Consider the following 26,581-nt stretch of genomic DNA (forward strand, 5'->3'; position numbering starts at 1 on the left):
ACAGGCGCGTTAGCGGTCGTTAACCTGTGGTTGACGTTAACGCTCACTAACACAGCGGTACGGGCAAGGGGGCTCGACAGGATGCAGCAGGCACCGGTGCTGGCGAGCGCGGCCGATCCCGCCTCCGAGGCCTGGCAGGCCAACGAGGCGGCTCATCACGCGCTCACCGACGAGCTGCGCAAGCGGCTCGCCACGGCCAGGCTCGGCGGGGGTGAGAAGGCCCGCGCCCGGCATGTGTCGCGCGGCAAGCTGCTGCCCCGGGAGCGGGTGGACACCCTGCTCGATCCGGGCTCGCCCTTCCTGGAGCTGGCCCCGCTGGCGGCCGAGGGGCTTTACGGGGGCGCGGCTCCGGCCGCCGGGGTGATCGCCGGGATCGGCCGGGTCAGCGGCCGGGAGTGCGTGATCGTCGCCAATGACGCGACCGTCAAGGGCGGCACGTACTACCCGATGACCGTGAAGAAGCACCTGCGGGCCCAGGAGGTGGCGCTGGAGAACCGGCTCCCCTGCCTGTACCTGGTGGACTCGGGCGGCGCCTTCCTGCCGATGCAGGACGAGGTGTTCCCGGACCGGGAGCACTTCGGGCGGATCTTCTACAACCAGGCCCGGATGTCCGGGGCCGGCATCCCGCAGATCGCGGCGGTGCTCGGCTCCTGCACGGCCGGCGGGGCGTACGTCCCCGCGATGAGCGACGAGGCCGTGATCGTCCGGAACCAGGGCACGATCTTCCTGGGCGGGCCGCCGCTGGTGAAGGCGGCGACGGGTGAGGTCGTGACGGCGGAGGAGCTGGGCGGCGGCGAGGTCCACTCCCGTACGTCCGGGGTCACCGACCACCTCGCCGAGGACGACGCCCACGCGCTGCGGATCGTGCGCGACATCGTGGCCACCCTGCCGGACCGGGGCCCGCTGCCCTGGTCGGTGCGGGCGGCCGACGAGCCGAAGGTCGACCCCGCCGGGCTGTACGGGGCGGTGCCCGTCGACTCGCGCACGCCCTACGACGTGCGCGAGGTGATCGCCCGGGTCGTCGACGGATCGCGGTTCGCGGAGTTCAAGGCCGAGTACGGGACGACGCTGATCACCGGATTCGCCCACATCCACGGCCACCCGGTCGGGATCGTCGCCAACAACGGCATCCTGTTCTCCGAGTCCGCCCAGAAGGGCGCGCACTTCATCGAGCTGTGCGACCAGCGCGGCATCCCGCTGGTCTTCCTCCAGAACATCTCGGGCTTCATGGTCGGCCGTGACTACGAGGCCGGCGGCATCGCCAAGCACGGCGCGAAGATGGTCACCGCCGTCGCCTGCACCCGGGTGCCGAAGCTGACCGTGGTGGTCGGCGGCTCCTACGGCGCGGGCAACTACTCGATGTGCGGCCGGGCCTACAGCCCCCGCTTCCTGTGGATGTGGCCCAACGCGAAGATCTCCGTCATGGGCGGCGAGCAGGCCGCGTCCGTCCTCGCCACGGTCAAGCGCGACCAGCTGGGCGACGACTGGAGTGCCGAGGACGAGGAGTCCTTCAAGGCCCCGATCCGCGAGCAGTACGAGACTCAGGGCAACGCGTACTACGCCACCGCCCGGCTGTGGGACGACGGCGTGATCGACCCGATGGAGACCCGGCAGGTGCTGGGGCTCGCCCTGACCGCCTGCGCCAACGCCCCGCTGGGCGATGCCGGTTTCGGCGTCTTCCGGATGTGAGGAAGAGATGACGATGTTCGACACTGTCCTCGTCGCCAACCGCGGCGAGATCGCGGTCCGGGTCATCCGGACCCTGCGCGAGCTGGGGGTGCGCTCGGTCGCCGTCTTCAGCGACGCGGACGCCGACGCCCGGCACGTACGGGAGGCCGGCACGGCGGTACGGATCGGCCCCGCACCCGCCGCCGAGAGCTATCTGAGCGTGGACCGGCTGCTGGAGGCCGCCCGCCGCAGCGGCGCGCAGGCCGTCCACCCCGGCTACGGCTTCCTCGCGGAGAACGCGGGCTTCGCCCAGGCGTGCGCGGACGCGGGCCTGGTCTTCATCGGACCGCCCGCCGCCGCCATCGCGCTGATGGGCGACAAGATCCGGGCCAAGGAAACGGTCTCCGCCGCCGGTGTCCCGGTCGTCCCCGGCTCCACCGGAAGCGACCTCACCGACGGGCAACTGGCCGACGCGGCACGCGAGATCGGCATGCCGGTGCTGCTGAAGCCCTCGGCGGGCGGCGGCGGCAAGGGCATGCGGCTGGTCCGCGACGCGGCGCTGCTCTCCGACGAGATCGCCTCGGCCAGGAGAGAGGCGCGCGCCTCCTTCGGGGACGACACGCTGCTCGTGGAACGGTGGATCGACCGGCCGCGCCACATCGAGATCCAGGTCCTGGCGGACGGGCACGGCAACGTGGTGCACCTCGGTGAGCGCGAGTGCTCGCTCCAGCGCCGCCACCAGAAGATCATCGAGGAGGCGCCCTCGGTCCTGCTCGACGAGGAGACCCGTGCGGCGATGGGCGAGGCGGCCGTCCAGGCCGCCCGCTCCTGCGGGTATGTCGGCGCGGGCACGGTGGAGTTCATCGTCCCGGGCAACGACCCGGCCTCGTACTACTTCATGGAGATGAACACCCGCCTCCAGGTCGAGCACCCGGTGACCGAGCTGATCACCGGCCTCGACCTGGTGGAGTGGCAGCTGCGGGTCGCGTCCGGCGAGCAACTCCCTTACTCCCAGAAGGACATCACCCTCACCGGGCACGCGGTCGAGGCCCGGGTCTGCGCCGAGGACCCGGCCCACGGCTTCCTGCCCTCGGGCGGCACGGTGCTGGCGCTGGACGAGCCGCAGGGCGGCGGGGTGCGGACGGACTCGGGGCTCAGCGAGGGCGGCGAGGTCGGCAGCCTCTACGACCCGATGCTGTCCAAGGTGATCGCGTACGGCCCCGACCGGGCCACGGCGCTGCGCCGGCTGCGGGCGGCGCTCGCGGACACGGTGGTCCTCGGCGTCCCGACCAACGCGGGCTTCCTGCGCCGCCTCCTCGGCCACCCGGCGGTGGTGGCGGGCGACCTCGACACCGGCCTGGTGGAGCGCGAGGTGGACACGCTGGTCCCGGACGGGGTGCCGGAGGAGGTGTACGCGGCCGCCGCACTGCTGCGGCAGCACTCCCCCGGGCCGGCCCGCCCGGACACCTGGGCCGACCCCTTCTCGGCCGGTGACGGCTGGCGCCTCGGCGGCACCCCGGCCCGGACGGTGCGGCACTTCCGGATTCCCGGGCACGAGCCGGTCCAGGTGGGGCTGCGCCCGTGCGGCGCGGGCACCGAGCTGACCTTCGGCCATGTCGGCGAGGGCGCGCGGCCGCCGGCCCCCGACTCGGGCAGCTGCGGTCCGCTGGGCCCGCTGCCCGGCGGCGCCGAGACGGCCAGGATCATCGCGGTGGACGAGCGCCGGGTCACCCTCGAACTGGCCGGTGTCACGCACTCGTTCGCCCACGCCGCGTCCCCGGAGGGCCGCTGGCTCGGCCGGGACGGCGACACCTGGCACGTCCGCGACCACGACCCGGTGGAGGCGTCGCTGACCGGCGCCGCCCGCTCCGGGGCCGACACCCTGGCCGCGCCGATGCCCGGCACCGTCACGGTGGTGAAGGTGGCCGTCGGCGACGACGTCGCGGCCGGTCAGAGCCTGCTGGTGGTGGAGGCGATGAAGATGGAGCACGTCATCTCGGCCCCGCACGCCGGCACCGTCACCGAACTCGACGTCACCACCGGGACGACGGTCGCCATGGACCAGGTACTGGCCGTGGTCACCCCGGCCACCACCACCGGGGAGGAAGCATGACGGACGGCCGCACCCTGCCGATGACCGTGGCCGCACCCGGGCTGCCCGCCCGGGTCCGTATCCACGAGGTCGGCGCCCGCGACGGGCTGCAGAACGAGAAGACGGTCGTGCCGACCGAGGTGAAGGCGGAGTTCATCCGCCGGCTCGCGGTCGCCGGCCTGACCACGATCGAGGCGACGAGCTTCGTTCACCCCAAGTGGGTACCCCAACTGGCCGACGCCGAGGACCTCTTCCCCCTAATCGGCGACATCGCGGACGTGGGCGACGTGGCGCTTCCGGTCCTGGTGCCGAACGAACGGGGGCTGGACCGGGCGCTCGCCCTCGGCGCCCGCCGGATCGCCGTCTTCGGCTCCGCGACGGAAGAGTTCGCCTCCCGCAACCTCAACCGCACCGTCGACGAGTCGCTGGCCATGTTCGAGCCCGTCGTGGCCCGCGCCAAGGCGGACCAGGTGCATGTGCGCGGCTACCTCTCGATGTGCTTCGGCGACCCGTGGGAGGGGGCCGTCCCCGTCCACCAGGTCGTCCGGGTCGCGAAGGCGCTGATGGACCTCGGCTGCGACGAGCTCTCGCTCGGCGACACGATCGGCGTCGCGACGCCGGGCCACGTACGGGCGCTGCTGTCCGCGCTGAACGCGGCGGGGGTGCCCACCGCCACGATCGGGGTGCACTTCCACGACACCTACGGGCAGGCCCTGTCCAACACCCTGGCCGCCCTCCAGCACGGCGTCACCACCGTGGACGCCGCCGCGGGCGGCCTCGGCGGCTGCCCGTACGCGAAGAGCGCGACCGGGAACCTCGCCACCGAGGACCTGGTCTGGATGCTCGACGGCCTCGGCATCGAGACCGGGGTCGACCTCGACGAGCTCACCGCCACGAGCGTGTGGCTCGCCGGACAACTGGGCCGACCGAGCCCGTCCCGTACCGTCCGCGCGCTGTCCCACAAGGAGCATTGACATCCTCCCCGCCCCGAAGGGCAAGGATTCCTGGCTCACGTTGGCCGGGGACCAGCGGTCCGCCGGCTCTTACACGATCAGCACCAGCCGGGTTGAGACCAGCCCGGACCAGCATCACGCGTGCGGAGTTCTTGTCCCGGGGGGACACGACTCCGCACGCGGTACAGGCATAGGTACGTTCCGAAAGAGGAAGTGCGTGCTTGGTTCTCGCTCCGCACGATGCGCAGTCCATGGTGGTGTACGCGGGATGCACGAGACGAATGTCCCGTGCGTGCTTGCGGCCCATATCGATCAAGGCCGTCTTGGTGGCGCTGATCGCGGCGTCGGCGGCCTTACGGGCCATGCTGGTCTTCGCCAGAAACTTCGGACGGAAGTCCTCGACGGCAATGACGTCGTGGTCACGCACCACCGCCTTGGCCCCCTTGCGGGCAGTGTCCTGCCGCTGCCGCGCCACCTTCTTGTACAGCTTTGCCGCCTGCCGCTGTGCCTGTCGGTAGCCCTTGGACGCGGCCGTGCCCTTGACGGGGCGACGGCGGGCCATCATCCGCTGATAGCTCCCCAGTTTCCGCGCCGCGCTCTTCCCGTGTTCAGGGTGGGGCAGGTCGTGGGCGTCAGACGTGGTGGTCGCGGTCTCCCTCACACCCCAGTCCACACCCAGCACACGCCCCGTGGCGGGGAGCGGTTGGGGCTCGGTAGCGACGACGAACGACGCGTACCAGTGCCCCAGGTTGTCCCGGTGCACCCGCACCGAGGAAGGCAGGGACGGCAGCTCGCGAGACCGGACGACCGTCAGGACGATGCCGCCCGCGAGGTGCAGGCGGCCGTCCTTCAGGCGGAACCCGCGCTGGGTGTAGTTCAGCGTCGGCAGCGCCTCCCGCTTGCGCTTCATCCGGGGCATCCCGGCCCGCCGCCGTACTGGAACCTTTCCTTTGATGTCCTTGAGCGCCTTGGCCCGGGACTTCGCGAAGTCACGAATAGTCTGCTGCTGCGGAACGCTCGTCCCCGCCCGCAGCCATGCCATCGGCTGCCGGGCCTCAGTCAGCAACCTGTCGAGCTGCGCCGGGCCGCACGTCGTCTTCTCAGTCGCGTCCCGGTTCGCGGCGTGGACCTTGCGGGACATGGCCACACACTCGTTCCACACCCACCGACACCGCACCCACTCCGCCTCAAGACCAGCGAGGGCGGTCGACGACACACGCAGCCGATAGGTGTACCGGGCAAGCCCGGACCCTCGCTCAACCGCTGCTGTCGTCGCCATGATCCGCAACCTAACAGCCCTCACTGACAACGGAAGAGAGCGCAGGTCAGAGCCACGTGCAGCAAACTCTGCCGCTTCACGGCTCCGTACCAAGGACCCATTCCTCCCCGCCCCGAAGGACGGGGCATTCTGGAAGAATCAAGGTGAAATCCATGCCCCTGGACCACCGGCTGACCGCCGAGCACGAGGAACTGCGCCGCACCGTCGCGGAGTTCGCCCACGACGTCGTCGCGCCGAAGATCGGTGACTTCTACGAGCGCCACGAGTTCCCGTACGAGATCGTGCGGGAGATGGGGCGGATGGGCCTGTTCGGGCTGCCGTTCCCGGAGGAGTACGGCGGCATGGGCGGCGACTACCTCGCCCTCGGCATCGCCCTGGAGGAGCTGGCCCGAGTCGACTCCTCGGTGGCGATCACCCTGGAGGCCGGGGTCTCGCTCGGCGCGATGCCGGTGTTCCGCTTCGGCACCGAGGAGCAGAAGCGGCGCTGGCTGCCCAGGCTCTGCTCGGGCGAGGCGCTCGGCGCGTTCGGCCTGACCGAGCCGGACGCAGGCTCGGACGCGGGCGGCACCCGGACGACGGCCGTGCGCGACGAGGTGAGCGGCGAGTGGGTGATCAACGGCTCCAAGTGCTTCATCACCAACTCCGGTACGGACATCACCGAGCTGGTGACGGTCACCGCGGTGACCGGCCGCAAGGAGAACGGCGCCCCGCGCATCTCCTCGATCATCGTCCCGTCCGGCACCCCCGGCTTCACGGTCGCCGCCCCGTACTCCAAGGTGGGCTGGAACGCCTCGGACACCCGCGAGCTCTCCTTCACCGACGTCCGCGTCCCGCTGGAGAACCTGCTGGGCGAGGAGGGCCGCGGCTACGCGCAGTTCCTGCGCATCCTGGACGAGGGCCGGATCGCCATCGCGGCCCTGTCCACCGGCCTCGCACAGGGCTGCGTGGACGAGTCGGTGAAGTACGCCGCCGAGCGCCACGCCTTCGGCAAGCCGATCGGCGCCAACCAGGCGATCCAGTTCAAGATCGCGGACATGGAGACGCGCGCCCACATGGCCCGCATCGGCTGGCGCGACGCGGCCTCGCGGCTGCTGGCGGACGAGCCGTTCAAGAAGGAGGCCGCGATCGCCAAGCTGTACTCCTCGACCGTGGCGGTGGACAACGCCCGCGAGGCGACCCAGATCCACGGCGGCTACGGCTTCATGAACGAGTACCCGGTGGCCCGGATGTGGCGCGACTCCAAGATCCTGGAGATCGGCGAGGGCACCAGCGAGGTCCAGCGGATGCTGATCGCCCGCGAACTGGGCCTGCCGGCCTGATCCCGGGAACCCCGGTGCGGACGGGCGGGTCCGGGTTCCGGCCCGCCCGTCCGCGTTTCCTTCCGCTCCAGACCGGTCAGCGGTTCAGACCCTTGTGCCGCTGCCAGTGCAGCGCGGCGATCGCCTGCAACTGTCGGCACTCGTACGCCGTGCCGGGTCGCACGGAAGCCGAACGGCTCTGCCAGGTGAGACCGGTGGGGCGCGACAACATGACGATGGAATCGCCAAGCTGGTCAACGACACCCACCATGTCGTGAGCCCGGTCGAAGACGACCATCCCGATCCGGATTCCCGGCGGCACCGGCCGAATCCTCATTCGTCGCCCTCCGGGACGACATAGTCGGGGCACAGCGAGTGCCCGCACTCGCATGGCGGCCAGCGAAGAGCGGCGCCGGGAACAAGGTCGGCACCCTCCGCTCCGGAGCCGACCTTCGGGACGATGAGGACGCCATCCGTTCCCCATCGCTCCGTCAACCGTGACAGTCCCTGCCGAGCCTTACTGCTACCCGCCATTCCACGACACCTCTCAGGTAACCCGCACGAAGCCGCACCCCGAGACTCACAGTCCCAGGATTGCGCACCCTCGGACCCGACAATGAGGCATAGTCCTAGGACTGTCAACAGTCTCGGGACTGTGCTTGACTGCCTCTTGAGACAGGGCGAGAGGAGTTGCGCATGACACCCAAGTGGCGAGAGTTGGCGGACAAACTGGCCGACCGGATCCGGATCGGCACCTACTCACCGGGGCAGCAACTGCCTCACATCAGAGACCTGGTCGAGGCCGGCGAGGGCTCCAAGTCCACAGTCCACGCCGCGTACAAGGCACTGGAGGCGGAAGGGCTGGTCACGTCGTCGCGCGGGCACGGCACCGTCGTACGACAGAGCCCGCCTCTCAAGCGCCTCGGTATCGACCGGTACGACAAGGCCAAGTGGCGCGACGGCGACGAGGTGGCCTTCATCGCCGACCGCGTGGCCTCCGGGCGCAGCCACAGCCGCGGCGATCAGACGCAGACGGTCAATCGCGTCGAGGCTCCGCCCGCCGCTGCTGCCGCGCACGGGTTGGCGCCCGACTCCCTCGTGTACGCCCGCGCGCGACTCGTAAAGGAGGCTGGACAGCCGACCCATGCCCTGACCAGCTACTACCGCCCCGAGCACGTCGAGGGCACGCGCATCGTCGACCCAGCTCCGGGCCCCGCAGGGCGCGGTGGCGGCTTCCGCGTGCTGTACGACGCGGGTTACGAGATCGATCACATGCGGGAGGAACTGTTCGCGCGCGCCCCGACTCCCGAGGAGGCGAAACTACTCATGCTGCCCAGCGGCGAACCGGTGGTTGAACTGCACAGGACCGCGTATACGGCCGACGGAACCGTCGTCGAGTTCGCGATAGGCGTGCACGCGGCCTCACGATTCAGATGGTCGTACGACTTCGACGTTCCGGACTCTGCGCACGGCAAAGGCGGCCAGCGATGATCTCCCACCGGTCCCGGTCCGACGCCCAACTCCTCTGGGACCACCACCTGATGCACCACGATCCACACCCCTGTTCGGTGGCGATCGGGCTCGGGAGCCACGACCTCGGGGTCGCCGACGCGGCCGTGAGCCTCTACCGGCGCGGCATGATGCCCCTCATCGTCTTCACCGGCGCCACCAGCCGCACCACGCGTGACCGCATGCCCCGGGGCGAGGCCGCGCACTACCGGGAACGGGCGCTGGAACTCGGCGTCCCTGAAAGCGCCGTGCTCGTCGAGCCGCGCGCCCGCAACACGGGCGAGAACATCCACTTCTCCCGGGCGCTGCTCGAAGAGGCGGGCGTGGACGTCTCGTCCGTCCTGCTGATCAGCAAGCCGTACGAGGAACGCCGCGCCCACGCCACAGCGCGCAAGCTGTGGCCTGGCGTCGAGTTCGTGAGCGCGTCGGAATCGATCACGTTCGAGGAGTACCTGGCCTCCATCCAGGACGACCGCATGGTCATCGACATGCTGGTCGGTACGTTGCAGCGGCTGCTGATCTACCCGGCCCAGGGCTTCATGGCCGCCGATCCGGTTCCCGGCGAGGTGGCCGCCGCCTATGAGCGGCTGTGCCGGGCGGGCTTCACGAGCCGGCTCGTGGCGGGCGAAGCCGACGCCGACCGTTGAGGCATCGCTACTCCCCCTCTCGACACCGACAGGCCGGTCGCAGGCCGCGTCGAGACGTCGACGGAACCACGTGCCGAACCGCTGCACCCCCGCACCACGTTATATATACTGATCCGGAGAGTATATCGACCACGCATTCGGGAGGCCCCTGTGTCCAAGACCCTCGTGGACGTCGACGATCAGATGCTCGCCTTCGCCCAGCAGCAGCTCGGCACGTCCACCAAGCGGGAAACGATCAACCGCGCGCTGACGATAGCCGCCGCGGTCAGCGCGGACGACCGGGCACGTGCGCTTCGATGGCTGCAGGACAACGCGGACCAGTTCCTGGACTTCGACGTCCTCGAAGAGCGGGAGCGGACCGGCCTGTGAGGTACCTCGCTGACACCTCCGCGGTCTGGCGCGTGCTCCGCAAGCAGGTCGGGGACCCATGGCCGCAACGCATCTCCCAGGGGCTCGTGTCCCTGTGTCCGCCCGTCGAGGCCGAACTCATGCCGGCTCTTCGCGCGGACCGCGATCACGAACCCTTCTTCACGATGCTCGGCCAGACCTTCGGCTGGGTACCGGCCCTCGAAGACCCCTGGCCGAGGATCATCGATGTCCAGCGCGAGCTGGTGCGGATCGGCCATCACCGGGGCCCTTCGCCCATCGACATCCTGATCGCCCTGACAGCGCAACAGCACCGGCTCACCGTGCTCCACGTGGACGACGACTTCGGCTCCATCGCCAAGGTGTGCCCTGACATCGCCATGGTGCGGCTCAACCCCCTGGACGGCCGGGCCCCCGGATCATCATGACCCGGCACACCGCGGCACCTCCTGGTCTTCCGTCCTGAGTCGCGGCGGCGAGGTCCGGCGTGCGGCCGGCTCCCGATCCATCAGGACATCCGGCTGCGTGAGTGCGATTACGGCGACCTCAAGGAACCCCTCGCCCCCCACATCGCCGCCCGCCGCACCCCCGGCCCCGCAATTCGTTCGACACCGCCCGCCCCGCCCCGGCAGTGTTCGTTCATGAAACCGCAGCACTGGCCCCTGTACGGGCTCCGCATCCGCACCCCCCGTCTGGAATTGCGCCTCCCGGACCTGGACTTGCTGGACGAGCTGGCCTCGGTCGCCGCCGACGGGGTGCATGCCCCGGACACCATGCCGTTCACCGTGCCCTGGACCGGCGGCTCGCCCGCCGAGAACGGCCGGGCGGTGTTCCAGCACGTACTGGCCACCATCGCCAACTGGTCCGCCGAGAACTGGGCGTTGAGCCTCGCGGTGCTGCACGAGGGCCGGGTCGTCGGGCGGCAGGACGTGATGGCGAAGGACTTCGCGGTGACCGGTGAGGTGAGCACCGGGTCCTGGCTGGGGCTCGCGCACCAGGGGCGGGGCATCGGCACCGAGATGCGGGGCGCCGCGCTCCATCTGGCCTTCGCCGGGCTCGGGGCCCGTACGGCGGTCTCGGCCGCGATGACGGACAACCCGCGCTCGCTCGGCGTCTCGCGGCGGCTCGGCTACCTCCCGGACGGGCTGGAGACCGCCGCCCTGCGGGGTACGCCCGTCACGCTGCAACGGCTGCGGCTGGAACGGGCACGCTGGGAGGAGCGCCGCACCGCCGACGTCACGGTGGAGGGGCTCGACGCGTGCCGTGCGGAGTTCGGCGGATAGCCGGGGGCGGCGCCGAACGGGGCGGGCGCCGGTCGGTCCGGGTTCACAGAAGGTTAGGCTAACCTTCCTCCGGACCGGCTCAAGGCCGGTCTCCGGCCCGTACGAAAGTGGACTCTGTCATGCGCACTGCCCGAGCGATCCGCCCCACCCGCCGTGGCCTGCTGGCCATGGGCGGCGCCGTAGGACTCGGTGCCGTCCTCGCCGCCTGCGGCGACAGCGACGGGAAGGACGCGGGTTCCGGCGGCTCCAAGAGCGCCGACGCCGGGCCGTGGAGCTTCAAGGACGACCGGGGGAAGACCGCCGAGACCAAGTCCGTCCCGAAGAACATCGTCGCCTTCACCGGTGTCGCCGCCGCACTCCACGACTACGGCATCGAGGTCAAGGCCGTCTTCGGCCCGACGAAGACCAAGGACGGCAAGGCCGATGTGCAGGCCGGCGACCTGGACGTCAGCAAGGTCGAGATCCTCGGCAACGTCTGGGGCGAGTTCAACGTCGAGAAGTACGCGGCGCTCGGCCCGGAGCTGCTGGTCACCGCGATGTGGGAGAAGGACGCCCTCTGGTACGTGCCGGACCAGTCCAAGGACAAGATCCTGAAGCTGGCCCCGAGCGTCGCGCTGTGGGCCGCCCAGACCACGATCCCCAAGGCCATCCAGCGCCACGAGGACCTCGCCGAATCGCTCGGCGCCGACCTCAAGGCCAAGGCCGTCACGGACGCGAAGACCCGCTTCGAGAAGGCCGCGGCCCGGCTGCGCGCCGCCGCGAAGTCCAAGCCGAACATCAAGGTCCTGATCGGCTCGGCCAGCCAGGACCTCTTCTACGTCACACTCGCGAAGACCGCCGCCGACAGCCTGTACTTCCAGGAGCTGGGCGTGAAGTTCGTCGAGCCGAAGGTGAACTCGGCAGGCTTCTTCGAGGAGCTGAGCTGGGAGAACGTCGACAAGTACCAGGCCGACATCATCATGATGGACAACCGGTCCTCGGCCCTCCAGCCCGACGCCCTCACCTCCAAGCCGACCTGGACGCAGCTGCCCGCCGTCAAGGCCGGCCAGGTCATCCCCCGTACCACCGAGCCGATCTACAGCTACGACAAGTGCGCGCCGATCCTGGAGGACCTCGCGAAGGCCATCGAGGACGCCAAGAAGGCCGCCTGACCATGACGGCCGCCGACGCCGCCGCCCCGGCCGACCCGTTCCGGTTCTTCGGCCCGGCGGTGCTGCGCACCAGGCGGCTCGGGCCGTCCATGCTCCGGATCACCTTCGGCGGTCCGGGGCTCGACGGCTTCGCCGCCGGGGGCCGGGACCAGAGCCTGCCGCTGTTCCTCCCGCACCCGGGGCAGCCGGAACCAGTCGTTCCGGTCGATAACGAGGGCAACTGGTTCGCCGCCTGGCGGGCACTTCCGGCCGACGTACGGGCCGTGATGCGCTCGTACACGGTCCGCGCCCAGCGACGCACCGGCGACGCGCCCGGAGCCACCGAGATCGACATCGACTTCGCGCTCCACGAGGACGGCGGCCCGGCCTGCCGCTGGGCCGCCTCGGCCGTGCCCGGTGACCGGCTCAAGGCGCTCGGCCCGGCCGTCGAGGACAACACGGGCGTCCGGTTCCGCCCGCCCGGGGACACCGACTGGGTGCTGATCTGGGCCGACGAGACCGCGCTCCCCGCGGCGGCCGCCGCCCTGGAGTGGCTGCCCGCGGGCATGAACGCCCGGGTCTGGCTGGAGATCCCGCACGCCGAGGACCGCCAGGCGCTCACCACCGCTGCCTCGGCCCGGATCACCTGGCTGGTGCGGGAGGACGGGGCGCCGGCCGCCGTGGACGCGGTACGGGCGGCCGAGCTGCCCGCCGGCACCCCGTACGTCTGGATCGCGGGCGAGGCCTCCCAGGTACGCGCGGTACGGCGGCACCTGGTGCGCGAACGCGGCTTCGACCGCAGGCGGGTGACCTTCGTCGGCTACTGGCGCCGCGGCCTGAGCGAGGAACAACTCCGCGAGGAAGCCGCCCGCCCGAGCCCGGACACATCAGGCCCGAGGGACACATCAGACCCGAGCCCGGCCACTTCAAGCCCGTCCGGCGATTGAGGACAGCACCCTGAGCCCGTCCGGCGATTGAGGACAAGCCCCCGACCGCCGGACGACCCGTCACCTCGGCTCGGCCCAGCTCACCCGGACGTCACCCCGCCGAAGCCGGCTCCGCCGGCCACGGCACCTGCGGCGACCGGTAGTAGTCGATCCCCATCGCCGTGAACCTCGGCCCGAGCGCCGCCAGCCGCAGCTTGTAGGTGTCCCAGTCGTGCGTCGCCGCCGGGGACCATCCCAGCTCCGCCGCCCCGGGCAGCCTCGGGAACGCCATCGCGTCGATGTCGTCGCTGTCCGTCAGGGTCTCCGCCCAGATCGGCGCCTCGACACCCAGCACCGCGTCCTTCGGGGCACCGGTGAGGTAGGTCGCCGGGTCCCAGTCGTAGGAGCGCTGGACCTCGACGAGGCCGGCCCACTTCAGTCCCAGGACGGTCTGGTCGTTGTACTTCATGTCCAGGTACACCCGGTCCGCCGGCGACAGCACCAGCCTGGTGCCCTTCTTCGCGGCGTCCACCACCTGCTGCCGGTCCGCGGCGGAGGTCTTGTCGTAGCCCCAGTACTGGGCGACCGCGCCCTTGACCGGCGTGGCCCCGGTGATCTGGTGCCAGCCCATCACGGTCTTGCCGTACTTGCCGACGGTGGCCTGCGCGTGGTTCATGATCTTGGCGTAGTCCTCGTGGCTGGTGGAGTGCGCCTCGTCACCGCCGATGTGGAGGTACCTGCCGGGGGTCAGCGCGGCCATCTCGCCGATGACGTCGTCGATGAAGTCGTACGTGACGTCCTTGCCGGCGCACAGCGAGCTGAAGCCGACCTCGATGCCGGTGTACAGCGGCGGCGCGACACCGTCGCAGTTCAGCTCCGCGTACGAGGCGAGAGCCGCGTTGGTGTGGCTGGGCATGTCGATCTCCGGCACCACCTCCAGGTAGCGGGAGGCCGCGTAGTTCACGATCTCCTTGTACTGGCTCTTGGTGTAGTAGCCGCCGGTCCCGCCGCCGACCTCCGTCGAGCCGCCGTACGTGGCCAGCTTCGGCCAGGAGTCGATGGCGATCCGCCAGCCCTGGTCGTCGGAGAGGTGCAGATGGAACGTGTTGATCTTGTACAGCGCCATCTGGTCGATGTACCGCTTCACCTCGGCGACCGAGAAGAAGTGCCGCGAGACGTCGAGCATCGCGCCCCGGTAGCCGTAGCGCGGCGAGTCGGTCAGGCTGCCGCCCGCGACGCTCCACGGCCCCTTCTGGCGGCTGTCGGCCTCGATCCGGGCCGGGAGCAGCTGACGCAGCGTCTGGACGCCGTGGAAGAGGCCTGCCGGCTTCCGGGCGGTGATGGTGACGGAGCCGCGTCCGGAGGTCAGGGCGTACCCCTCCGCGCCCAGCTTGCTGTCGCGCGAGCCCAGCCGGAGCCGGATGCCGTCGGAGCCGTCCTTGGTGGTGACCGGCAGGGCGAAACCGGTGGACGGCCGCAGCACGCCCGCCAGGTACTCGCCGATCTTGCGGGCCTCGCCGGACGAGCCGTCGACCCGGATCCGGGTGCCGTCGTCGAGGGAGTACGGGGTGCCGCCCGGTCTCACCGAGGCGGGGGCCGGAACGACCTGGCCGAGCGGCCGCGGTGCCGGGGCGGCCGGTGCGCCGCCGGCCACCGCGGACGCCGTGGGCGCCGCGCACGCGGTGGAGACACCGGCCGCGGTGATGAGTAGCAGCGAGCCGAGAAGACGGGGTAGAGCACGGGGAAGAGCACTGCGCCGCGCGGTGTGCAGTCTCACAAGCCGGGTCCCTTTCTACGGGTTCACATCTGCGGATCTCCTGACCAACCGAACCGTCGCCATGCGTACCGCGTACCCAATGGATGGTCAAGGTGTAGACCACTTCCCCGCGTTGCCCGCGCCGGAACGTGGCCGACGACCCGGGGCTTATGGCCGAATTCATCCCGGCGGCCCCGTCCGTCACGTGAACCACCGGGTGTCACGAGGAACCGGCCATAGGAGCCCCGAGCCGCCGCGGATCACAGAAATGGAGCCACTCCGCCCGACTCCTGCCCGATATCGGGCAGAATTGTTGCGCTGGAGCCCCGTCCATCGCAGTATCGACGAGTGCTCGAACGCCGCTCGTCGTACGACGACCTCATTGACCACCTGGTGCGCAGCACCGCGCTCCAGCGCGGCGAGGCCTCCCGGGTGATCCTCGACGTGCTGGCGTACTTCGACGAGACGACCGAGGACTTCGTCCGCCGCCGCCACCGCGAACTGCAGTCCGGTGGCCTGGTCAACGCGGAGATCTTCGAACGGATCGCGGCCGAACTGCCGCACCGGGCGGTCGCACCGCCGGAGCTCTCGCTCCGGCAGCTGCGCCGCGTCGTCTACGGCTGAGACCGGCCCGGGACCGGGCACCCACTCACTTGTGCGGCTACTTGTACGGCTATGTGTACGTAGATGGATTGACGGAGGGGCAGAGACGTCATGTGCGGAATCGTCGGTTATATCGGAAAGCGTGATGTGGCTCCGCTGCTGCTGGAAGGGCTGCAGCGGCTGGAGTACCGCGGTTACGACTCCGCGGGCATCGTGATCACCGGCAAGCCGGCGGCCGGCAAGCCCGCCGCGCTGAAGATGGTCAAGGCCAAGGGCCGGGTCCGCGAGCTGGAGGCCCGGGTCCCCAAGCGGTTCACCGGCACCACCGGCATCGCCCACACCCGCTGGGCCACCCACGGCGCCCCGAGCGACGAGAACGCCCACCCGCACCTGGACGCGGGCGGCAAGGTCGCCGTCGTCCACAACGGGATCATCGACAACGCCTCCGAGCTGCGTCCCCGCCTCGAGGCCGAGGGCGTCGTCTTCCTCTCCGAGACCGACACTGAGGTGCTGGTCCACCTGATCGCCCGCTCGGAGGCGGACACCCTGGAGGAGAAGGTCCGCGAGGCCCTGCGCTCGGTCGAGGGCACGTACGGCATCGCCGTCATGCACGCCGACTTCAACGACCGCATCGTCGTCGCCCGCAACGGCTCCCCGGTCGTCCTCGGCATCGGCGAGAAGGAGATGTTCGTCGCCTCGGACGTCGCCGCCCTGGTCACCCACACCCGTCAGGTCGTCACCCTCGGGGACGGCGAGATGGCCACCCTCAAGGCCGACGACTTCCGTACGTACACGACGGAGGGCTCGACCACGACGGCCACGCCGACCACCGTGGAGTGGGAGGCCGAGTCGTACGACATGGGCGGCCACGACACGTACATGCACAAGGAGATCTCGGAGCAGGCCGAGGCCGTCGACCGGGTGCTGCGCGGCCGGATCGACGACCGCTTCGCCACCGTCCACCTGGGCGGTCTCAACCTGGACGCCCGCGAGGCGCGCGGGGTCCGCCGGATCAAGATCCTGGGCTGCGGCACCTCGTACCACGCGGGCCAGATCGGTGCCCAGCTGATCGAGGAGCTGGCCCGCATCCCCGCGGACGCCGAGCCGGCCTCCGAGTTCCGCTACCGCAACCCGGTGGTGGACCCGGACACGCTCTACGTCGCGGTCTCCCAGTCCGGCGAGACCTACGACGTGCTGGCCGCGGTCCAGGAGCTCAAGCGCAAGGGCGCGCGGGTGCTCGGCGTGGTCAATGTGGTCGGTTCCGCGATCGCCCGGGAGGCCGACGGCGGTACGTACGTGCACGCCGGGCCCGAGGTCTGTGTCGTCTCGACGAAGTGCTTCACCAACACCGTCGTCGCGTTCGCGCTGCTCGCCCTGCACCTGGGCCGCATCCGGGACCTGTCGGTCGCCGACGGCAAGCGGATCATCGAGGGCCTGCGCAAGCTGCCCGGCCAGATCAGCGAGATCCTGGAGACCGAGGACGAGATCAAGAAGCTCGCCGCGGAGTACGCGGACGCGAAGTCGATGATGTTCATCGGCCGGGTGCGCGGCTACCCCGTGGCCCGGGAGGCCTCGCTGAAGCTCAAGGAGGTCTCGTACATCCACGCCGAGGCCTACCCCGCCTCCGAGCTGAAGCACGGACCGCTCGCGCTGATCGAGCCCGCGATGCCGACCGTGGCGATCGTGCCGGACGACGACCTGCTGGAGAAGAACCGCGCCGCGATGGAGGAGATCAAGGCCCGCAGCGGCCGCATCCTCGCCATCGCGCACCAGGTGCAGGAGAAGGCCGACCACACCATCGTCGTGCCGAAGAACGAGAACGAGCTGGACCCGATCCTGATGGGTATCCCGCTCCAGCTCTTCGCCTACCACACGGCGCTGGCCATGGGCCGGGACATCGACAAGCCGCGCAACCTGGCGAAGTCCGTCACCGTCGAGTAGCCACCCCGCCACCCCCGGTCGGCAGCGGCCCCGGACCCACCGCACCGCGGGGGGTCCGGGGCCGCTCCGCTCCCCCGCCCCGGCGGGCTGCTCGCCGTCCCGGTTCACATGCAATCGCACCGTTCCCCAACGGCTCTTATCCGCCCCTCACAACTGCACAATCCTCTTTTTCGGCTCTGCGGTTTGTTTCACCCCGCTGTTTTGGTAGTCGAGTTGACGCCACGACCCGGCGGCGGAGCCCGAAACGAGACCGCCCGTCCCGGAAGCCGGGACGACGGTCGCGCGGAGCGCCCTCGAAGGAGCGAGGGGGGAACGAACGGGGGGAAGTAACCGAGGGGAGGAGCGGGAAACCGCTACGGGATGACCACGACCGGGCGCTGCGCGCGCCGGGCCAGCCGGCCCGCCACCGAGCCGAAGATCCGGCCGACGATGCCCTGGGTGGAGCCGACCACGATCGCGTCGGCCGAGTACTCCCGGCCGACCTCCTCCAACTCGTGGCAGATGTCCCCGCCGCGCTCGACGAGCACCCACGGGACCTCGGTGAGGTAGTCCGCGCAGGCGAGCTCCAGGCCGAGGACCTCGGTCCGGTGATCGGGCACATCGACGAAGACGGGCGGCTCGCAGCCTGCCCAGACCGTGGTCGGCAGCCGATTGGCGACATGGACGATGATCAGGCCGGAGCCCGATCTTCGGGCCATGCCGATGGCGTAGGCGAGGGCTCGTTCGCTGGAGGTCGAGCCGTCGAAGCCGACGACGACGCCGTGCCGGAACGCGGGATCGCAGGAATGACGTGCTTCTTCGACCGCCTGCGGGCCCGACTCTGGGTCGGCTACCTGCTTGCGGTCCGCGGGTTCAGGGATTTCGTGACCGGCCATCGGTGTCTCGGCGAAGAGAGTCCTCGTGAGGAGAGCGACTTGGGGAGCTGCGTCAGAGCGGTGTAAGAGCTGCGTCAGAGCTGCGTCAGTGGGCGGTGTGGCGGTGTCCGGGAATCATCTTCCCAACCCCTTACCCCCAAGGGTACGGCCCCACTCCTCCACGGCCCAGACCCGCGCAAAGCGTGCGCGACGTTTCACGGAGCATGCCCGAGACCGCCCCGTATGGCAATGCCGGTTGCCCCGTACACCGACGTCGCGGGAGCCGGACGGCCGCGACCTGCGACCACCGCCCGGTCGTCGTCGGGCGCACGGGAGCCCGCCGCCGGGCGTCGTCGAGTCGTCGTCGGGTTCCCGTCGGTCCGTCGCCGCGGTGTCCGACCGCTCGGTACCGACCTTCGCGCCCCTTCCGGATCGGGATGACGATCCGGAACCCGGACCGGCGGGCCGCCACCCGTCCGGAACGCGCCGCGCGGCCGGCCGCCGATACGGCCCCCGGCCGGCATCCGGACACCCCGCCGGCACCGTCCGCCCCTCTCCGGACCGGCCGTGGGGGCGCATGGAGGCGGCCGCTCCTGCGGGGCGTACGCCGGTTGAACGGATGATTTCCGCACACGCGACCGTATGTTTTCAGCCAACTTCACTCCCCAGCCAATCCCTTGCCGAAATGGCCGATCAACCCCCTTGCCAGCAGGCAGAAGGAGACCGCGCGGTACGCTTCCACCCAATGGGGACGGGCCATGAACGCCAGGCGCACTTCCCTGCACGACTCACGAGTGAAACGCTTCGTGATCGAATGCTTCCCGCCAGGTTGCCTTGTCGACATAAAGCCGGTTGGTGAACTTGTCACGACGGCACCACGGGACGCAGTAGATTCGATCTTGGGTGTCGAAGGCTGGGGACTCGTGCACGACCGAGGGGACAAGTGCAGGTGCGACAGGCCCGTAAGGACCAGGAAGACGCGAACACCGAGGGGGGCTTAGCGTCATGAGCCAGGACTCCGCCACCGCAACGGAGGCTGTACGGAAGCTGAGCGGGCGCCGGCGACGGGAGGTCGTGGCCGTACTGCTGTTCAGCGGCGGCCCCATCTTCGAGAGCTCCATCCCGCTCTCCGTGTTCGGTATCGACCGCCAGGACGCGGGAGTTCCGCGCTACCGGCTTCTCGTGTGCAGCGGCGAAGAGGGACCGCTGCGCACTACAGGGGGACTCGAACTCACCGCGCCCTACGGGCTGGAGGCGATCAGCAGGGCCGGCACCGTCGTGGTGCCCGCCTGGCGCTCGATCACCTCGCCACCACCCGTGGAGGCACTGGACGCGCTGCGCCGCGCCCACGAGGAAGGGGCCAGAATCGTCGGCCTGTGCACGGGGGCCTTCGTCCTCGCCGCAGCCGGCCTGCTCGACGGCCGTCCGGCGACCACGCACTGGATGTACGCACCGACGCTGGCCAAGCGCTACCCGTCGGTCCACGTGGATCCGCGTGAGCTGTTCGTCGACGACGGCGACGTGCTCACCTCGGCGGGCACAGCGGCAGGCATCGATCTCTGTCTGCACATAGTGCGCTCGGACCACGGCACGGAGGCCGCCGGGGCGCTCGCCCGCCGGCTCGTCGTGCCACCGCGGCGCAGCGGCGGCCAGGAGCGCTACCTGGACAGGTCTTTACCGGAGGAGATCGGCTCCGACCCGCTCGCCGAGGTCGTGGCCTGGGCACTGGAGCATCTGCACGAGCAGTTCGACGTGGAGACGCTCGCGGCGCGCGCCTACATGAGCCGGCGGACCTTCGACCGGAGGTTCCGCTCGCTCACCGGCAGCGCACCGCTCCAGTGGCTGATCACCCAGCGGGTGCTTCAGGCGCAGCGGCTGCTGGAGACGTCCGACTACTCGGTCGACGAGGTCGCGGGCCGCTGCGGCTTCCGCTCGCCGGTCGCGCTGCGCGGACACTTCCGGCGTCAGCTGGGCTCCTCGCCCGCCGCGTACCGGGCCGCCTACCGGGCCCGCCGTCCGCAGGGCGGGGGTCCTGAGCCGGTCGGCCAGGTCACCGAGCAGGTGGTGCCCGCGCAGGCCGGTCCCGGCAGCCGTCGTGCCGTGCCGGCTCCCGCTCCCGGGGGCCAGTCGGCCGCCGGCCCGGCAGCGCTGGATCCGGGCCGCTCCGAACAGGGGAGGCCGGGCTCCGACGCGTACGCGGCAGGGCGCCCGGCCCTGCCGGGGCAGCGGAGTGCCCCGTAGGGTGGGGCGCATGAACGACCGCATGGTGTGGATCGACTGCGAGATGACCGGGCTCTCGTTGACGGAAGACGCACTCATCGAGGTGGCCGCACTGGTCACCGACTCGGAGTTGAACGTGCTCGGCGACGGGGTGGACATCGTGATCCGCCCGCCGGACGCGGCCCTGGAGACCATGCCCGAGGTGGTGCGGCAGATGCACACCGCCTCGGGCCTGCTCGACGAGCTGGCCGGGGGTACCACCCTGGCCGACGCCGAGGAGCGGGTCCTGTCCTACGTGCGCGAGCACGTGAAGGAGCCCGGCAAGGCCCCGCTCTGCGGAAACACGGTCGGCACCGACCGGGGCTTCCTGCTGCGGGACATGCCGTCGCTGGAGGGTTACCTCCACTACCGCATCGTCGATGTCTCGTCGGTCAAGGAACTGGCCCGCCGCTGGTTCCCGAGGGCGTATTTCAACAGCCCCGAGAAGAACGGCAACCACCGGGCGCTCGCGGACATCCGCGACTCCATCACGGAGCTGCGTTACTACCGCGAGGCGGTCTTCGTACCGCAGCCGGGACCGGACTCGGAGCGCGCGAAGTCGATCGCGGCGCGGGTGTCGTCGCCCTCGGTCTAGGTTCAGTGGAAAGCCGCTGGTCACGGCCCTTCCGAGGGCTGTGACCGACGGCAGAACAATGAGGGCGCGAGCACCCTCCAAGACCCTGTACACTTTTTCTCGGCCGGTCGGAAAGACGACCGGACGTGGTGGGTATAGCTCAGACGGTAGAGCACCTGGTTGTGGTCCAGGATGTCGCGGGTTCGAGTCCCGTTACTCACCCTCACAGGAAAGGCCCCGGTCATCGACCGGGGCCTTTCCGTTGCGCCTGCTCCCCCGCCCCTCGCCTCACGACGAGTCCCGGACCACCAGTTCCGTCGGGAGCACGATCTGCGGCCGCTCGTCGCTCTCGCCCGCGATCAGGTCGAGGAGCACCCGGGTCATCGTGCGGCCCATCTCCTCGATCGGCTGGCGCACGCTCGTCAGGGCCGGGTCCATGTGGCGGGCCACGGCCGAGTCGTCGAAGCCGATGAGGGCCACGTCGTCCGGGATGCGCCGGCCGGCCTCACGGAGCACCTGGCGGGCGCCCGCGGCCATCAGGTCGGACGCGGCGAAGACCGCGTCCACGTCCGGGCGGCGGGCGAGCAGCTCGCGCATGGCCCGGACGCCGCCCTCCTCGGAGAAGTCGGCCGGGGCGATCAGCTGCTCGTCGGGTTCCAGGCCCGCGTCGGCCACGGCCTTGCGGTAGCCGTCCAGGCGCCTCTGGGAGGCGTACACGTCGAGGCGTCCGGTGATCGTGGCGATGGCGCGGCGGCCCCGGGAGGCGAGGTGCTCGACGGCGCCCCGGGCGCCCTCGAAGTTGTCGGAGTCCACCGAGGGCAGCGGCTCGGCGGCCGACCTGCGGCCGTTCATCACGGCCGGCATGCCCAGCTGCTCCAGCAGGTCGGGCAGCGGGTCGTCGGCGTGCACGGAGACCAGGAGCACGCCGTCCACGCGGTGCGCGGTCAGGTACTGGGCCAGCCTGCGGCGTTCGCGGTCGCTGCCGACGAGGGTGAGCAGCAGCTGCATCTCGGTGTCGGCCAGGGCGGCTCCGACCCCTCGGACGATGTCGGAGAAGTACGGCTCCGCGAAGAAGCGGCTCTCCGACTCCGGCACCACGAGGGCGATGGCGTCCGTGCGGTTGCCGGCCAGGGCGCGGGCGGCGCGGTTGGGCACGTAGCCCAGCTCGGCGACGGCCGCCTCCACCGCCTCCCGGGTGTGCGCGCTGACCCGCGGTGAGCCGTTGATGACGCGTGAGGCCGTGCCCCGGCCCACTCCCGCCCGTGCCGCGACTTCCTCCAGCGTGGGCCGCCCCCCGCTACGTACTCGCGCTGCCGTCATGGCTGCCTCCCGTTCGCGGTCAATTTCTCACAGTCGGATAACCAAACCAAGTCCTGGTGTTGGCTCTCTTGACACTCGACGGGACCGGTTGGCCGCTCCCCCGCCCCCATTCATGGGAGCGCTCCCACTCTACGCGGGTGGTCAATCGGCTCGCATGGGCCGGGGTGCGGACGGGCGCGGCCCGCCCCCGGACACGGCAGAGACCCGGCGCGGGGCCGGGTCTCAGGGGTGGCGCTTGATCGGACAGGAGCAGGTCAACCCCGGCTCATTCAGCGGAGGTTGACCTGCTCGGCGTCAGGAGGGGCCGGTCGGCGGCAGGGCGTGGCGGCGGATCACGTCGGCGTACCAGTGGGCGCTGGACTTGGGGATGCGGCGCTGGGAGGCGTAGTCGACGTACACGGCGCCGAAGCGCTTCGAATAGCCGTACGCCCATTCGAAGTTGTCCATCAGTGACCAGAGGAAGTAGCCGCGGACGTCCGCCCCGTCGGCCACCGCCCGCTGGACCGCGTCGAGGTGGCCGTGCAGGTACGCGATCCGCTCGGGGTCCTCCACCCGGCCCTCGGGCGAGACGTAGTCGTCGAAGGCGGCGCCGTTCTCGGTGACCATCAGGGGCAGCCCCGGGTGGTCCCGGGTGACGTCCATGAGGAGGCTGTAGAGCCCGTTGGGGTCGATCGACCAGTTCATCGCGGTGCGCTCCTTCCCCTCGGCCAGGTGGAAGGCGACGTGCTCGGAGCCGGGCCACGGGGAGTGGTCGCTGGCGCCGTGGCCGTCGTTGCGGGTGTCGCCGGCGCCCTCGGCGGGCGTGGAGACGAGCGTCGGCGTGTAGTAGTTGACGCCGAGCACGTCGACCGGGCGGGAGATGGCCGCCAGGTCGCCGTCCTGGACCAGCGTCGACCAGTCGACCAGGTGCCTGGTGTCCGCGATCAGGTCCTCGGGGTACTCGCCGCGCAGCATCGGACCGGTGAAGATCCGGTTGCCCACCGCGTCGATCCGGCGGGCGGCGTCGGCGTCCGCCGCGCTCGCGGTGAGCGGGCGGACCTGGTGGAGGTTGAGGGTGACCGAGGTCTGCACGGCAGCGGGGAGTTGGCCGCGCAGGACCTCGATCGCCCGGCCATGGGCGAGGTTGAGGTGATGGGCCGCCCGCAGGGCGGAGGCGGGCTCGGTGCGGCCGGGAGCGTGTACTCCGGAGCCGTAGCCGAGGAAGGCCGAGCACCAGGGCTCGTTGAAGGTGGTCCACGTCCCCACGCGGTCGCCGAGGGCGCCCGCCATGATCGCGGTGTAGTCCGCGAAGCGGTCGGCGGTCACCCGCTGCGGCCAGCCGCCGGCGTCCTCCAGCTCCTGGGGCAGGTCCCAGTGGTAGAGGGTGGCGACCGGGGTGATGCCGGCCTCGAGCAGCTCGTCGACGAGCTTGCGGTAGAAGTCCAGGCCGCGTTCGACGGCGGGGCCGCGCCCGGTGGGCTGCACCCGGGACCAGGAGACGGAGAAGCGGTACGCCTTCAGCCCCAGCCGCTTCATCAGTGCCACGTCGTCGCGGTACAGGTGGTAGTGGTCGGCGGCGATGTCTCCGGTGTCGCCGTTGCGGACCTTGCCCGGCGTACGGCTGAAGGTGTCCCAGATGGAGGGGGTGCGGCCGTCCTCGGCCGCGGCGCCCTCGACCTGGTAGGCGGCGGTGGCCGCCCCCCAGACGAAGCCTGTCGGAAAACTCGTCGCCTCGGGCGCCTGCTTCGGGGCGATGTCGGGTCGTACAGCAGTCATGCGGGAGCGCTCCCAGGAGAGGACGGACAGGGGCGGGAAGGGGTGGGGCTCCGGAATCCGTACGGCCCTCGGTCGGGTACGGGCCGTACGGATCTTCCGGTGGCGGTCATCGGCGGGACGTGATCGCGCGAAGTGCTCTGCGGGACGTGGTCGTCGGGACGTGTCAGCCCTTGACGGCGCCGGACATGATGCCGCCGACGATCCGCTTCCCGAAGATCACGAACACCACGAGCAGCGGCAGCGTGCTGATCAGCGCGCCCGCCATCACGATGCTCTGGTCGGGGGTGTAGGAGGCGCTCAGCTGGCCGAGGGCCACCTGGAGCGTGGGGTTCTGCTGGTTCAGCGCGAGGTAGGGCCAGAAGAAGTCGTTCCACGCCTGGACGAAGGTGAGCATGCCGAGCACCATCATCGCGGGGCGCGCCACCGGGAGCACGATGCTCAGCACGATGCGGAAGTTGTTCGCGCCGTCGATCTTGGCGGCCTCGATGAGCTCGTACGGAAGTGCCTCGCTCAGGTACTGCCGCATGAAGAACACGCCGAACGCGCTGACCAGGGTCGGGAAGGTCACCGACTCCAGTTTCCCGCCCCAGCCGAGGTCGGACATCATCATGAACAGCGGGACGACGCTGAGCTGCGGCGGGATCGTCAGGGTCAGGATGACCCCGGTCATCAGGCCGCCACGGCCCTTGAACCGCATCTTGGCGAAGGCGTAGCCGGCCAGCGTGCAGAAGAAGAGCGTCGCCACCGTGATGCAGGAGGAGACGAGGAAGCTGTTGACGATCGCCTTGCCCAGGTGGGCCTGGTTCCAGGCGGCGTCGAGGTTGTGCATCAGCCGGCCGCCCGGCAGGAACGGCGGGGTGGTGGCCAGTACTTCGTCCTGGGTGTGGGAGGCGGCCACCAGGGTCCAGTAGAGCGGCAGCAGCGAGCCGATGCCGACGACGGCCAGCGCGATGTACGCGAACGGGCCGCCCTGCAGCTGCTTGCCCGCTCCGGGCTTGAACCGGCTCGCGCGCTTCGGCGCGCGGTGCACGGCAGGTGCCGGGAGTACGGACCCCGGGGCTTGGGTGGGGCTGGTGATGGTCATGGATATCGCTCCCGGTCAGACCGCGGATTTACGTACGAAGCGGCCGATGAGCCAGTTGACCGCGGCGATGATCAGCAGGAGGGCGAGCATCGCCCAGGCCACCGCGGCGGCCGGACCGAGATGCCCGAGGTGCCAGCCGTAGTTGTAGAGGTAGACGCTGAGGGTCTCGTACTGATTCTCGGTTCCGCCGGTCGCGCCGATGGCGCCGCCCTCCAGCAGCAGGGGTTCACCGAACAGCTGCATGGCACCGATGGTCGAGATGACGATCGTGAACAGGATCGTGGGCCGCAGCGAGGGGATGGTCACCTTGCGGAACTGCTGCCAGCGCGAGGCGCCGTCGAGCGAGGCGGCCTCGTACAGATCGGACGGCACGGCCTGCATGGCCGCCAGGTAGATCAGGGTGTTGTAGCCGGTCCAGCGCCAGATCACGATGACCGAGATGGCGATCTTCGACGTCCACTCACCGTTGGCCCAGTTCGTGTGACCGAGACCGACGAAGTGCAGCACCCAGTTCAGCAGCCCGCCGTCGGCCCGGAAGACCAGGGCGAAGACCAGGGCGGCGGAAGCCACCGAGGTGGCGTACGGGGTGAGGATGACCGTCCGCCAGAAGGTGCTGGCGCGCAGCTTGTAGTTCAGCAGGTGGGCCAGGCCGAGCGCGACCAGCAGCTGCGGAACCGTCGATATGACACCGATCACGAACGTGTTGGTGACGGCTGTCCAGAACTCCGCGTCGTGCAGGATCTTGTCGAAGTTGTCCCAGCCGACCCACTCCATCTGGTCCAGGCCGGTCATCTCCACCCGGTGCAGGGCGATCCAGCCGGTGTAGATCAGCGGATAGAGCCCGAAGGCGCCGAAGACGAGGAAGAACGGGGCTATGTAGGCGTACGGCGACGCCTTGTCGTCGAACCGCCAGAGCCGGCTCCGCCACGTCTGCCGGCGGGCGTTCACCGGTTTGCGCTGGGAGCCTCGGGGCGGCGGGGTGTACGCGTCCCGGGTGGGTGTCGAGGTGGCCACGGGCGGGATTCCTTCCCTGGATTGCTTGGATACCCGGGTACGGGCGGCGGCGTCCGCGGTGGGCTTCCGCGGGGCGGCCGGATGCCTACCCGGCCGCCCCGCGGAAGCCCGCCGGGAGACGGCCGCCCCGGCGCGGGATGGGGACACGCAGGCGCGGGGGGCCCGGGGGGCGCCCCCCGCCGCCACCCTCAGCCGATCACCATGTCGAAAATTTGGACCCCTGCGTCCCAGGCCGTTTGGGGGGGGGTTGCAAGCTGCTGCCTGTTGTTT

General features: G+C 70.5%; 23 protein-coding genes and 1 tRNA gene. 16 read left to right on the plus strand and 8 right to left on the minus strand.

Features of this window, described 5'->3' with window-relative positions; genetic code table 11:
• The first annotated feature begins 81 nt into the window (after positions 1–81).
• Genes ACGFU6_RS33440 through ACGFU6_RS33450 form a run of 3 tightly spaced genes read left to right on the plus strand, consistent with a single transcriptional unit; the run spans position 82 to position 4,734 of the window.
• Positions 82–1,689 (plus strand): carboxyl transferase domain-containing protein, encoded by a 1,608-nt coding sequence (locus ACGFU6_RS33440; protein WP_123525881.1) that lies wholly within the window; start codon positions 82–84, stop codon positions 1,687–1,689.
• Between the two features lie 13 nt (positions 1,690–1,702).
• A complete protein-coding gene (locus ACGFU6_RS33445) occupies positions 1,703–3,781 on the plus strand; it encodes a biotin carboxylase N-terminal domain-containing protein (RefSeq protein ID WP_393616333.1) in 2,079 nt (692 codons plus the stop codon).
• Positions 3,778–4,734, plus strand: a complete 957-nt coding sequence (locus ACGFU6_RS33450) for a hydroxymethylglutaryl-CoA lyase (RefSeq protein ID WP_393616334.1) — start codon at positions 3,778–3,780, stop codon at positions 4,732–4,734. The genes ACGFU6_RS33445 and ACGFU6_RS33450 overlap by 4 nt, the downstream gene beginning before the upstream one ends.
• On the opposite strand, the gene ACGFU6_RS33455 is transcribed toward ACGFU6_RS33450, so the two are convergent.
• A complete protein-coding gene (locus ACGFU6_RS33455) occupies positions 4,646–5,992 on the minus strand; it encodes an RNA-guided endonuclease InsQ/TnpB family protein (protein WP_393616335.1) in 1,347 nt (448 codons plus the stop codon). The genes ACGFU6_RS33450 and ACGFU6_RS33455 overlap by 89 nt on opposite strands.
• A gap of 152 nt (positions 5,993–6,144) precedes the next feature.
• Here ACGFU6_RS33455 and ACGFU6_RS33460 point away from each other — a divergent pair, with 152 nt between their 5' ends.
• On the plus strand, positions 6,145–7,311 hold the full coding sequence (locus ACGFU6_RS33460; RefSeq protein ID WP_393616336.1) for an acyl-CoA dehydrogenase family protein: 1,167 nt from the start codon (positions 6,145–6,147) through the stop codon (positions 7,309–7,311).
• 76 nt (positions 7,312–7,387) lie between these two features.
• Here the strand turns inward: ACGFU6_RS33460 and ACGFU6_RS33465 are convergent, their stop codons facing one another.
• On the minus strand, positions 7,388–7,612 hold the full coding sequence (locus ACGFU6_RS33465; RefSeq protein WP_393616337.1) for a hypothetical protein: 225 nt from the start codon (positions 7,610–7,612) through the stop codon (positions 7,388–7,390).
• 374 nt (positions 7,613–7,986) lie between these two features.
• On the opposite strand from ACGFU6_RS33465, the gene ACGFU6_RS33470 reads away from it, so the two are divergent.
• From ACGFU6_RS33470 to ACGFU6_RS33500, 7 genes are all read left to right on the plus strand, one after another.
• Positions 7,987–8,781 (plus strand): GntR family transcriptional regulator, encoded by a 795-nt coding sequence (locus tag ACGFU6_RS33470; protein ID WP_393616338.1) that lies wholly within the window; start codon positions 7,987–7,989, stop codon positions 8,779–8,781.
• Positions 8,778–9,446, plus strand: coding sequence for a YdcF family protein (locus ACGFU6_RS33475; protein WP_393616339.1), 669 nt, complete (start codon positions 8,778–8,780; stop codon positions 9,444–9,446). Before ACGFU6_RS33470 ends, ACGFU6_RS33475 begins: the two co-directional genes overlap by 4 nt.
• A gap of 150 nt (positions 9,447–9,596) precedes the next feature.
• The gene (locus ACGFU6_RS33480; RefSeq protein WP_371773050.1) at positions 9,597–9,815 is read left to right on the plus strand and encodes a type II toxin-antitoxin system VapB family antitoxin; all 219 of its coding nucleotides are present in this window, start codon (positions 9,597–9,599) and stop codon (positions 9,813–9,815) included.
• Entirely contained in the window at positions 9,812–10,240 is a 429-nt protein-coding gene (locus ACGFU6_RS33485) for a PIN domain nuclease (RefSeq protein WP_393616340.1), read from the plus strand. Before ACGFU6_RS33480 ends, ACGFU6_RS33485 begins: the two co-directional genes overlap by 4 nt.
• 213 nt (positions 10,241–10,453) lie before the next feature.
• A complete protein-coding gene (locus ACGFU6_RS33490; RefSeq protein ID WP_393616341.1) occupies positions 10,454–11,095 on the plus strand; it encodes a GNAT family N-acetyltransferase in 642 nt (213 codons plus the stop codon).
• Between the two features lie 167 nt (positions 11,096–11,262).
• On the plus strand, positions 11,263–12,246 hold the full coding sequence (locus tag ACGFU6_RS33495; protein ID WP_393616351.1) for an ABC transporter substrate-binding protein: 984 nt from the start codon (positions 11,263–11,265) through the stop codon (positions 12,244–12,246).
• Positions 12,247–12,248: 2 nt separating this feature from the next.
• Positions 12,249–13,172: a siderophore-interacting protein gene (locus tag ACGFU6_RS33500; protein ID WP_393616342.1), complete on the plus strand. Its 924-nt coding sequence runs from the start codon at positions 12,249–12,251 to the stop codon at positions 13,170–13,172.
• 91 nt (positions 13,173–13,263) lie between these two features.
• Here ACGFU6_RS33500 and ACGFU6_RS33505 read toward each other — a convergent pair whose 3' ends face one another.
• Positions 13,264–14,928, minus strand: a complete 1,665-nt coding sequence (locus ACGFU6_RS33505; RefSeq protein WP_393616343.1) for a beta-N-acetylhexosaminidase — start codon at positions 14,926–14,928, stop codon at positions 13,264–13,266.
• Between the two features lie 327 nt (positions 14,929–15,255).
• Here ACGFU6_RS33505 and ACGFU6_RS33510 point away from each other — a divergent pair, with 327 nt between their 5' ends.
• Both ACGFU6_RS33510 and glmS read left to right on the plus strand, forming a co-directional pair.
• Entirely contained in the window at positions 15,256–15,531 is a 276-nt protein-coding gene (locus ACGFU6_RS33510; protein ID WP_393616344.1) for a hypothetical protein, read from the plus strand.
• Between the two features lie 90 nt (positions 15,532–15,621).
• The gene (gene glmS / locus ACGFU6_RS33515) at positions 15,622–17,451 is read left to right on the plus strand and encodes a glutamine--fructose-6-phosphate transaminase (isomerizing) (protein WP_123525873.1); all 1,830 of its coding nucleotides are present in this window, start codon (positions 15,622–15,624) and stop codon (positions 17,449–17,451) included.
• A gap of 353 nt (positions 17,452–17,804) precedes the next feature.
• Here glmS and ACGFU6_RS33520 read toward each other — a convergent pair whose 3' ends face one another.
• The gene (locus tag ACGFU6_RS33520) at positions 17,805–18,326 is read right to left on the minus strand and encodes a universal stress protein (protein WP_073738330.1); all 522 of its coding nucleotides are present in this window, start codon (positions 18,324–18,326) and stop codon (positions 17,805–17,807) included.
• A gap of 984 nt (positions 18,327–19,310) precedes the next feature.
• Here ACGFU6_RS33520 and ACGFU6_RS33525 point away from each other — a divergent pair.
• The 3 genes from ACGFU6_RS33525 to ACGFU6_RS33535 all read left to right on the plus strand — a co-directional run bounded on the left by ACGFU6_RS33525 (position 19,311) and on the right by ACGFU6_RS33535 (position 21,360).
• On the plus strand, positions 19,311–20,546 hold the full coding sequence (locus ACGFU6_RS33525) for a helix-turn-helix domain-containing protein (protein WP_393616345.1): 1,236 nt from the start codon (positions 19,311–19,313) through the stop codon (positions 20,544–20,546).
• A 10-nt stretch (positions 20,547–20,556) separates the two neighbouring features.
• On the plus strand, positions 20,557–21,159 hold the full coding sequence (orn, locus tag ACGFU6_RS33530; protein WP_123527812.1) for an oligoribonuclease: 603 nt from the start codon (positions 20,557–20,559) through the stop codon (positions 21,157–21,159).
• 128 nt (positions 21,160–21,287) lie between these two features.
• Positions 21,288–21,360: transfer RNA gene (locus tag ACGFU6_RS33535), tRNA-His, on the plus strand.
• A gap of 66 nt (positions 21,361–21,426) precedes the next feature.
• On the opposite strand, the gene ACGFU6_RS33540 is transcribed toward ACGFU6_RS33535, so the two are convergent.
• From ACGFU6_RS33540 to ACGFU6_RS33555, 4 genes are all read right to left on the minus strand, one after another.
• Positions 21,427–22,458: a LacI family DNA-binding transcriptional regulator gene (locus tag ACGFU6_RS33540; protein WP_123525870.1), complete on the minus strand. Its 1,032-nt coding sequence runs from the start codon at positions 22,456–22,458 to the stop codon at positions 21,427–21,429.
• A gap of 294 nt (positions 22,459–22,752) precedes the next feature.
• On the minus strand, positions 22,753–24,213 hold the full coding sequence (locus ACGFU6_RS33545) for a GH1 family beta-glucosidase (RefSeq protein WP_393616346.1): 1,461 nt from the start codon (positions 24,211–24,213) through the stop codon (positions 22,753–22,755).
• 163 nt (positions 24,214–24,376) lie between these two features.
• Positions 24,377–25,297, minus strand: a complete 921-nt coding sequence (locus tag ACGFU6_RS33550; protein ID WP_393616347.1) for a carbohydrate ABC transporter permease — start codon at positions 25,295–25,297, stop codon at positions 24,377–24,379.
• Positions 25,298–25,312: 15 nt separating this feature from the next.
• Entirely contained in the window at positions 25,313–26,311 is a 999-nt protein-coding gene (locus tag ACGFU6_RS33555) for a carbohydrate ABC transporter permease (RefSeq protein WP_393616348.1), read from the minus strand.
• Positions 26,312–26,581: the final 270 nt, after the last annotated feature.

This window comes from Streptomyces sp. NPDC048462, assembly GCF_043200175.1.
Classification (GTDB): Bacteria; Actinomycetota; Actinomycetes; order Streptomycetales; family Streptomycetaceae; genus Streptomyces.

Coding starts and splice junctions, on each gene's coding strand:
- ACGFU6_RS33500 (WP_393616342.1), top strand. CDS start 12,249: ATGACGGCCGCCGACGCCGCCGCCCCGGCCGACCCGTTCCGGTTCTTC.
- glmS (WP_123525873.1), top strand. CDS start 15,622: ATGTGCGGAATCGTCGGTTATATCGGAAAGCGTGATGTGGCTCCGCTG.
- ACGFU6_RS33475 (WP_393616339.1), top strand. CDS start 8,778: ATGATCTCCCACCGGTCCCGGTCCGACGCCCAACTCCTCTGGGACCAC.
- ACGFU6_RS33540 (WP_123525870.1), bottom strand. CDS start 22,458: ATGACGGCAGCGCGAGTACGTAGCGGGGGGCGGCCCACGCTGGAGGAA.
- ACGFU6_RS33545 (WP_393616346.1), bottom strand. CDS start 24,213: ATGACTGCTGTACGACCCGACATCGCCCCGAAGCAGGCGCCCGAGGCG.
- ACGFU6_RS33440 (WP_123525881.1), top strand. CDS start 82: ATGCAGCAGGCACCGGTGCTGGCGAGCGCGGCCGATCCCGCCTCCGAG.
- ACGFU6_RS33525 (WP_393616345.1), top strand. CDS start 19,311: ATGAGCCAGGACTCCGCCACCGCAACGGAGGCTGTACGGAAGCTGAGC.
- ACGFU6_RS33445 (WP_393616333.1), top strand. CDS start 1,703: ATGTTCGACACTGTCCTCGTCGCCAACCGCGGCGAGATCGCGGTCCGG.
- ACGFU6_RS33450 (WP_393616334.1), top strand. CDS start 3,778: ATGACGGACGGCCGCACCCTGCCGATGACCGTGGCCGCACCCGGGCTG.
- orn (WP_123527812.1), top strand. CDS start 20,557: ATGAACGACCGCATGGTGTGGATCGACTGCGAGATGACCGGGCTCTCG.
- ACGFU6_RS33550 (WP_393616347.1), bottom strand. CDS start 25,297: ATGACCATCACCAGCCCCACCCAAGCCCCGGGGTCCGTACTCCCGGCA.
- ACGFU6_RS33520 (WP_073738330.1), bottom strand. CDS start 18,326: ATGGCCGGTCACGAAATCCCTGAACCCGCGGACCGCAAGCAGGTAGCC.
- ACGFU6_RS33460 (WP_393616336.1), top strand. CDS start 6,145: ATGCCCCTGGACCACCGGCTGACCGCCGAGCACGAGGAACTGCGCCGC.
- ACGFU6_RS33495 (WP_393616351.1), top strand. CDS start 11,263: ATGGGCGGCGCCGTAGGACTCGGTGCCGTCCTCGCCGCCTGCGGCGAC.
- ACGFU6_RS33470 (WP_393616338.1), top strand. CDS start 7,987: ATGACACCCAAGTGGCGAGAGTTGGCGGACAAACTGGCCGACCGGATC.
- ACGFU6_RS33455 (WP_393616335.1), bottom strand. CDS start 5,992: ATGGCGACGACAGCAGCGGTTGAGCGAGGGTCCGGGCTTGCCCGGTAC.
- ACGFU6_RS33490 (WP_393616341.1), top strand. CDS start 10,454: ATGAAACCGCAGCACTGGCCCCTGTACGGGCTCCGCATCCGCACCCCC.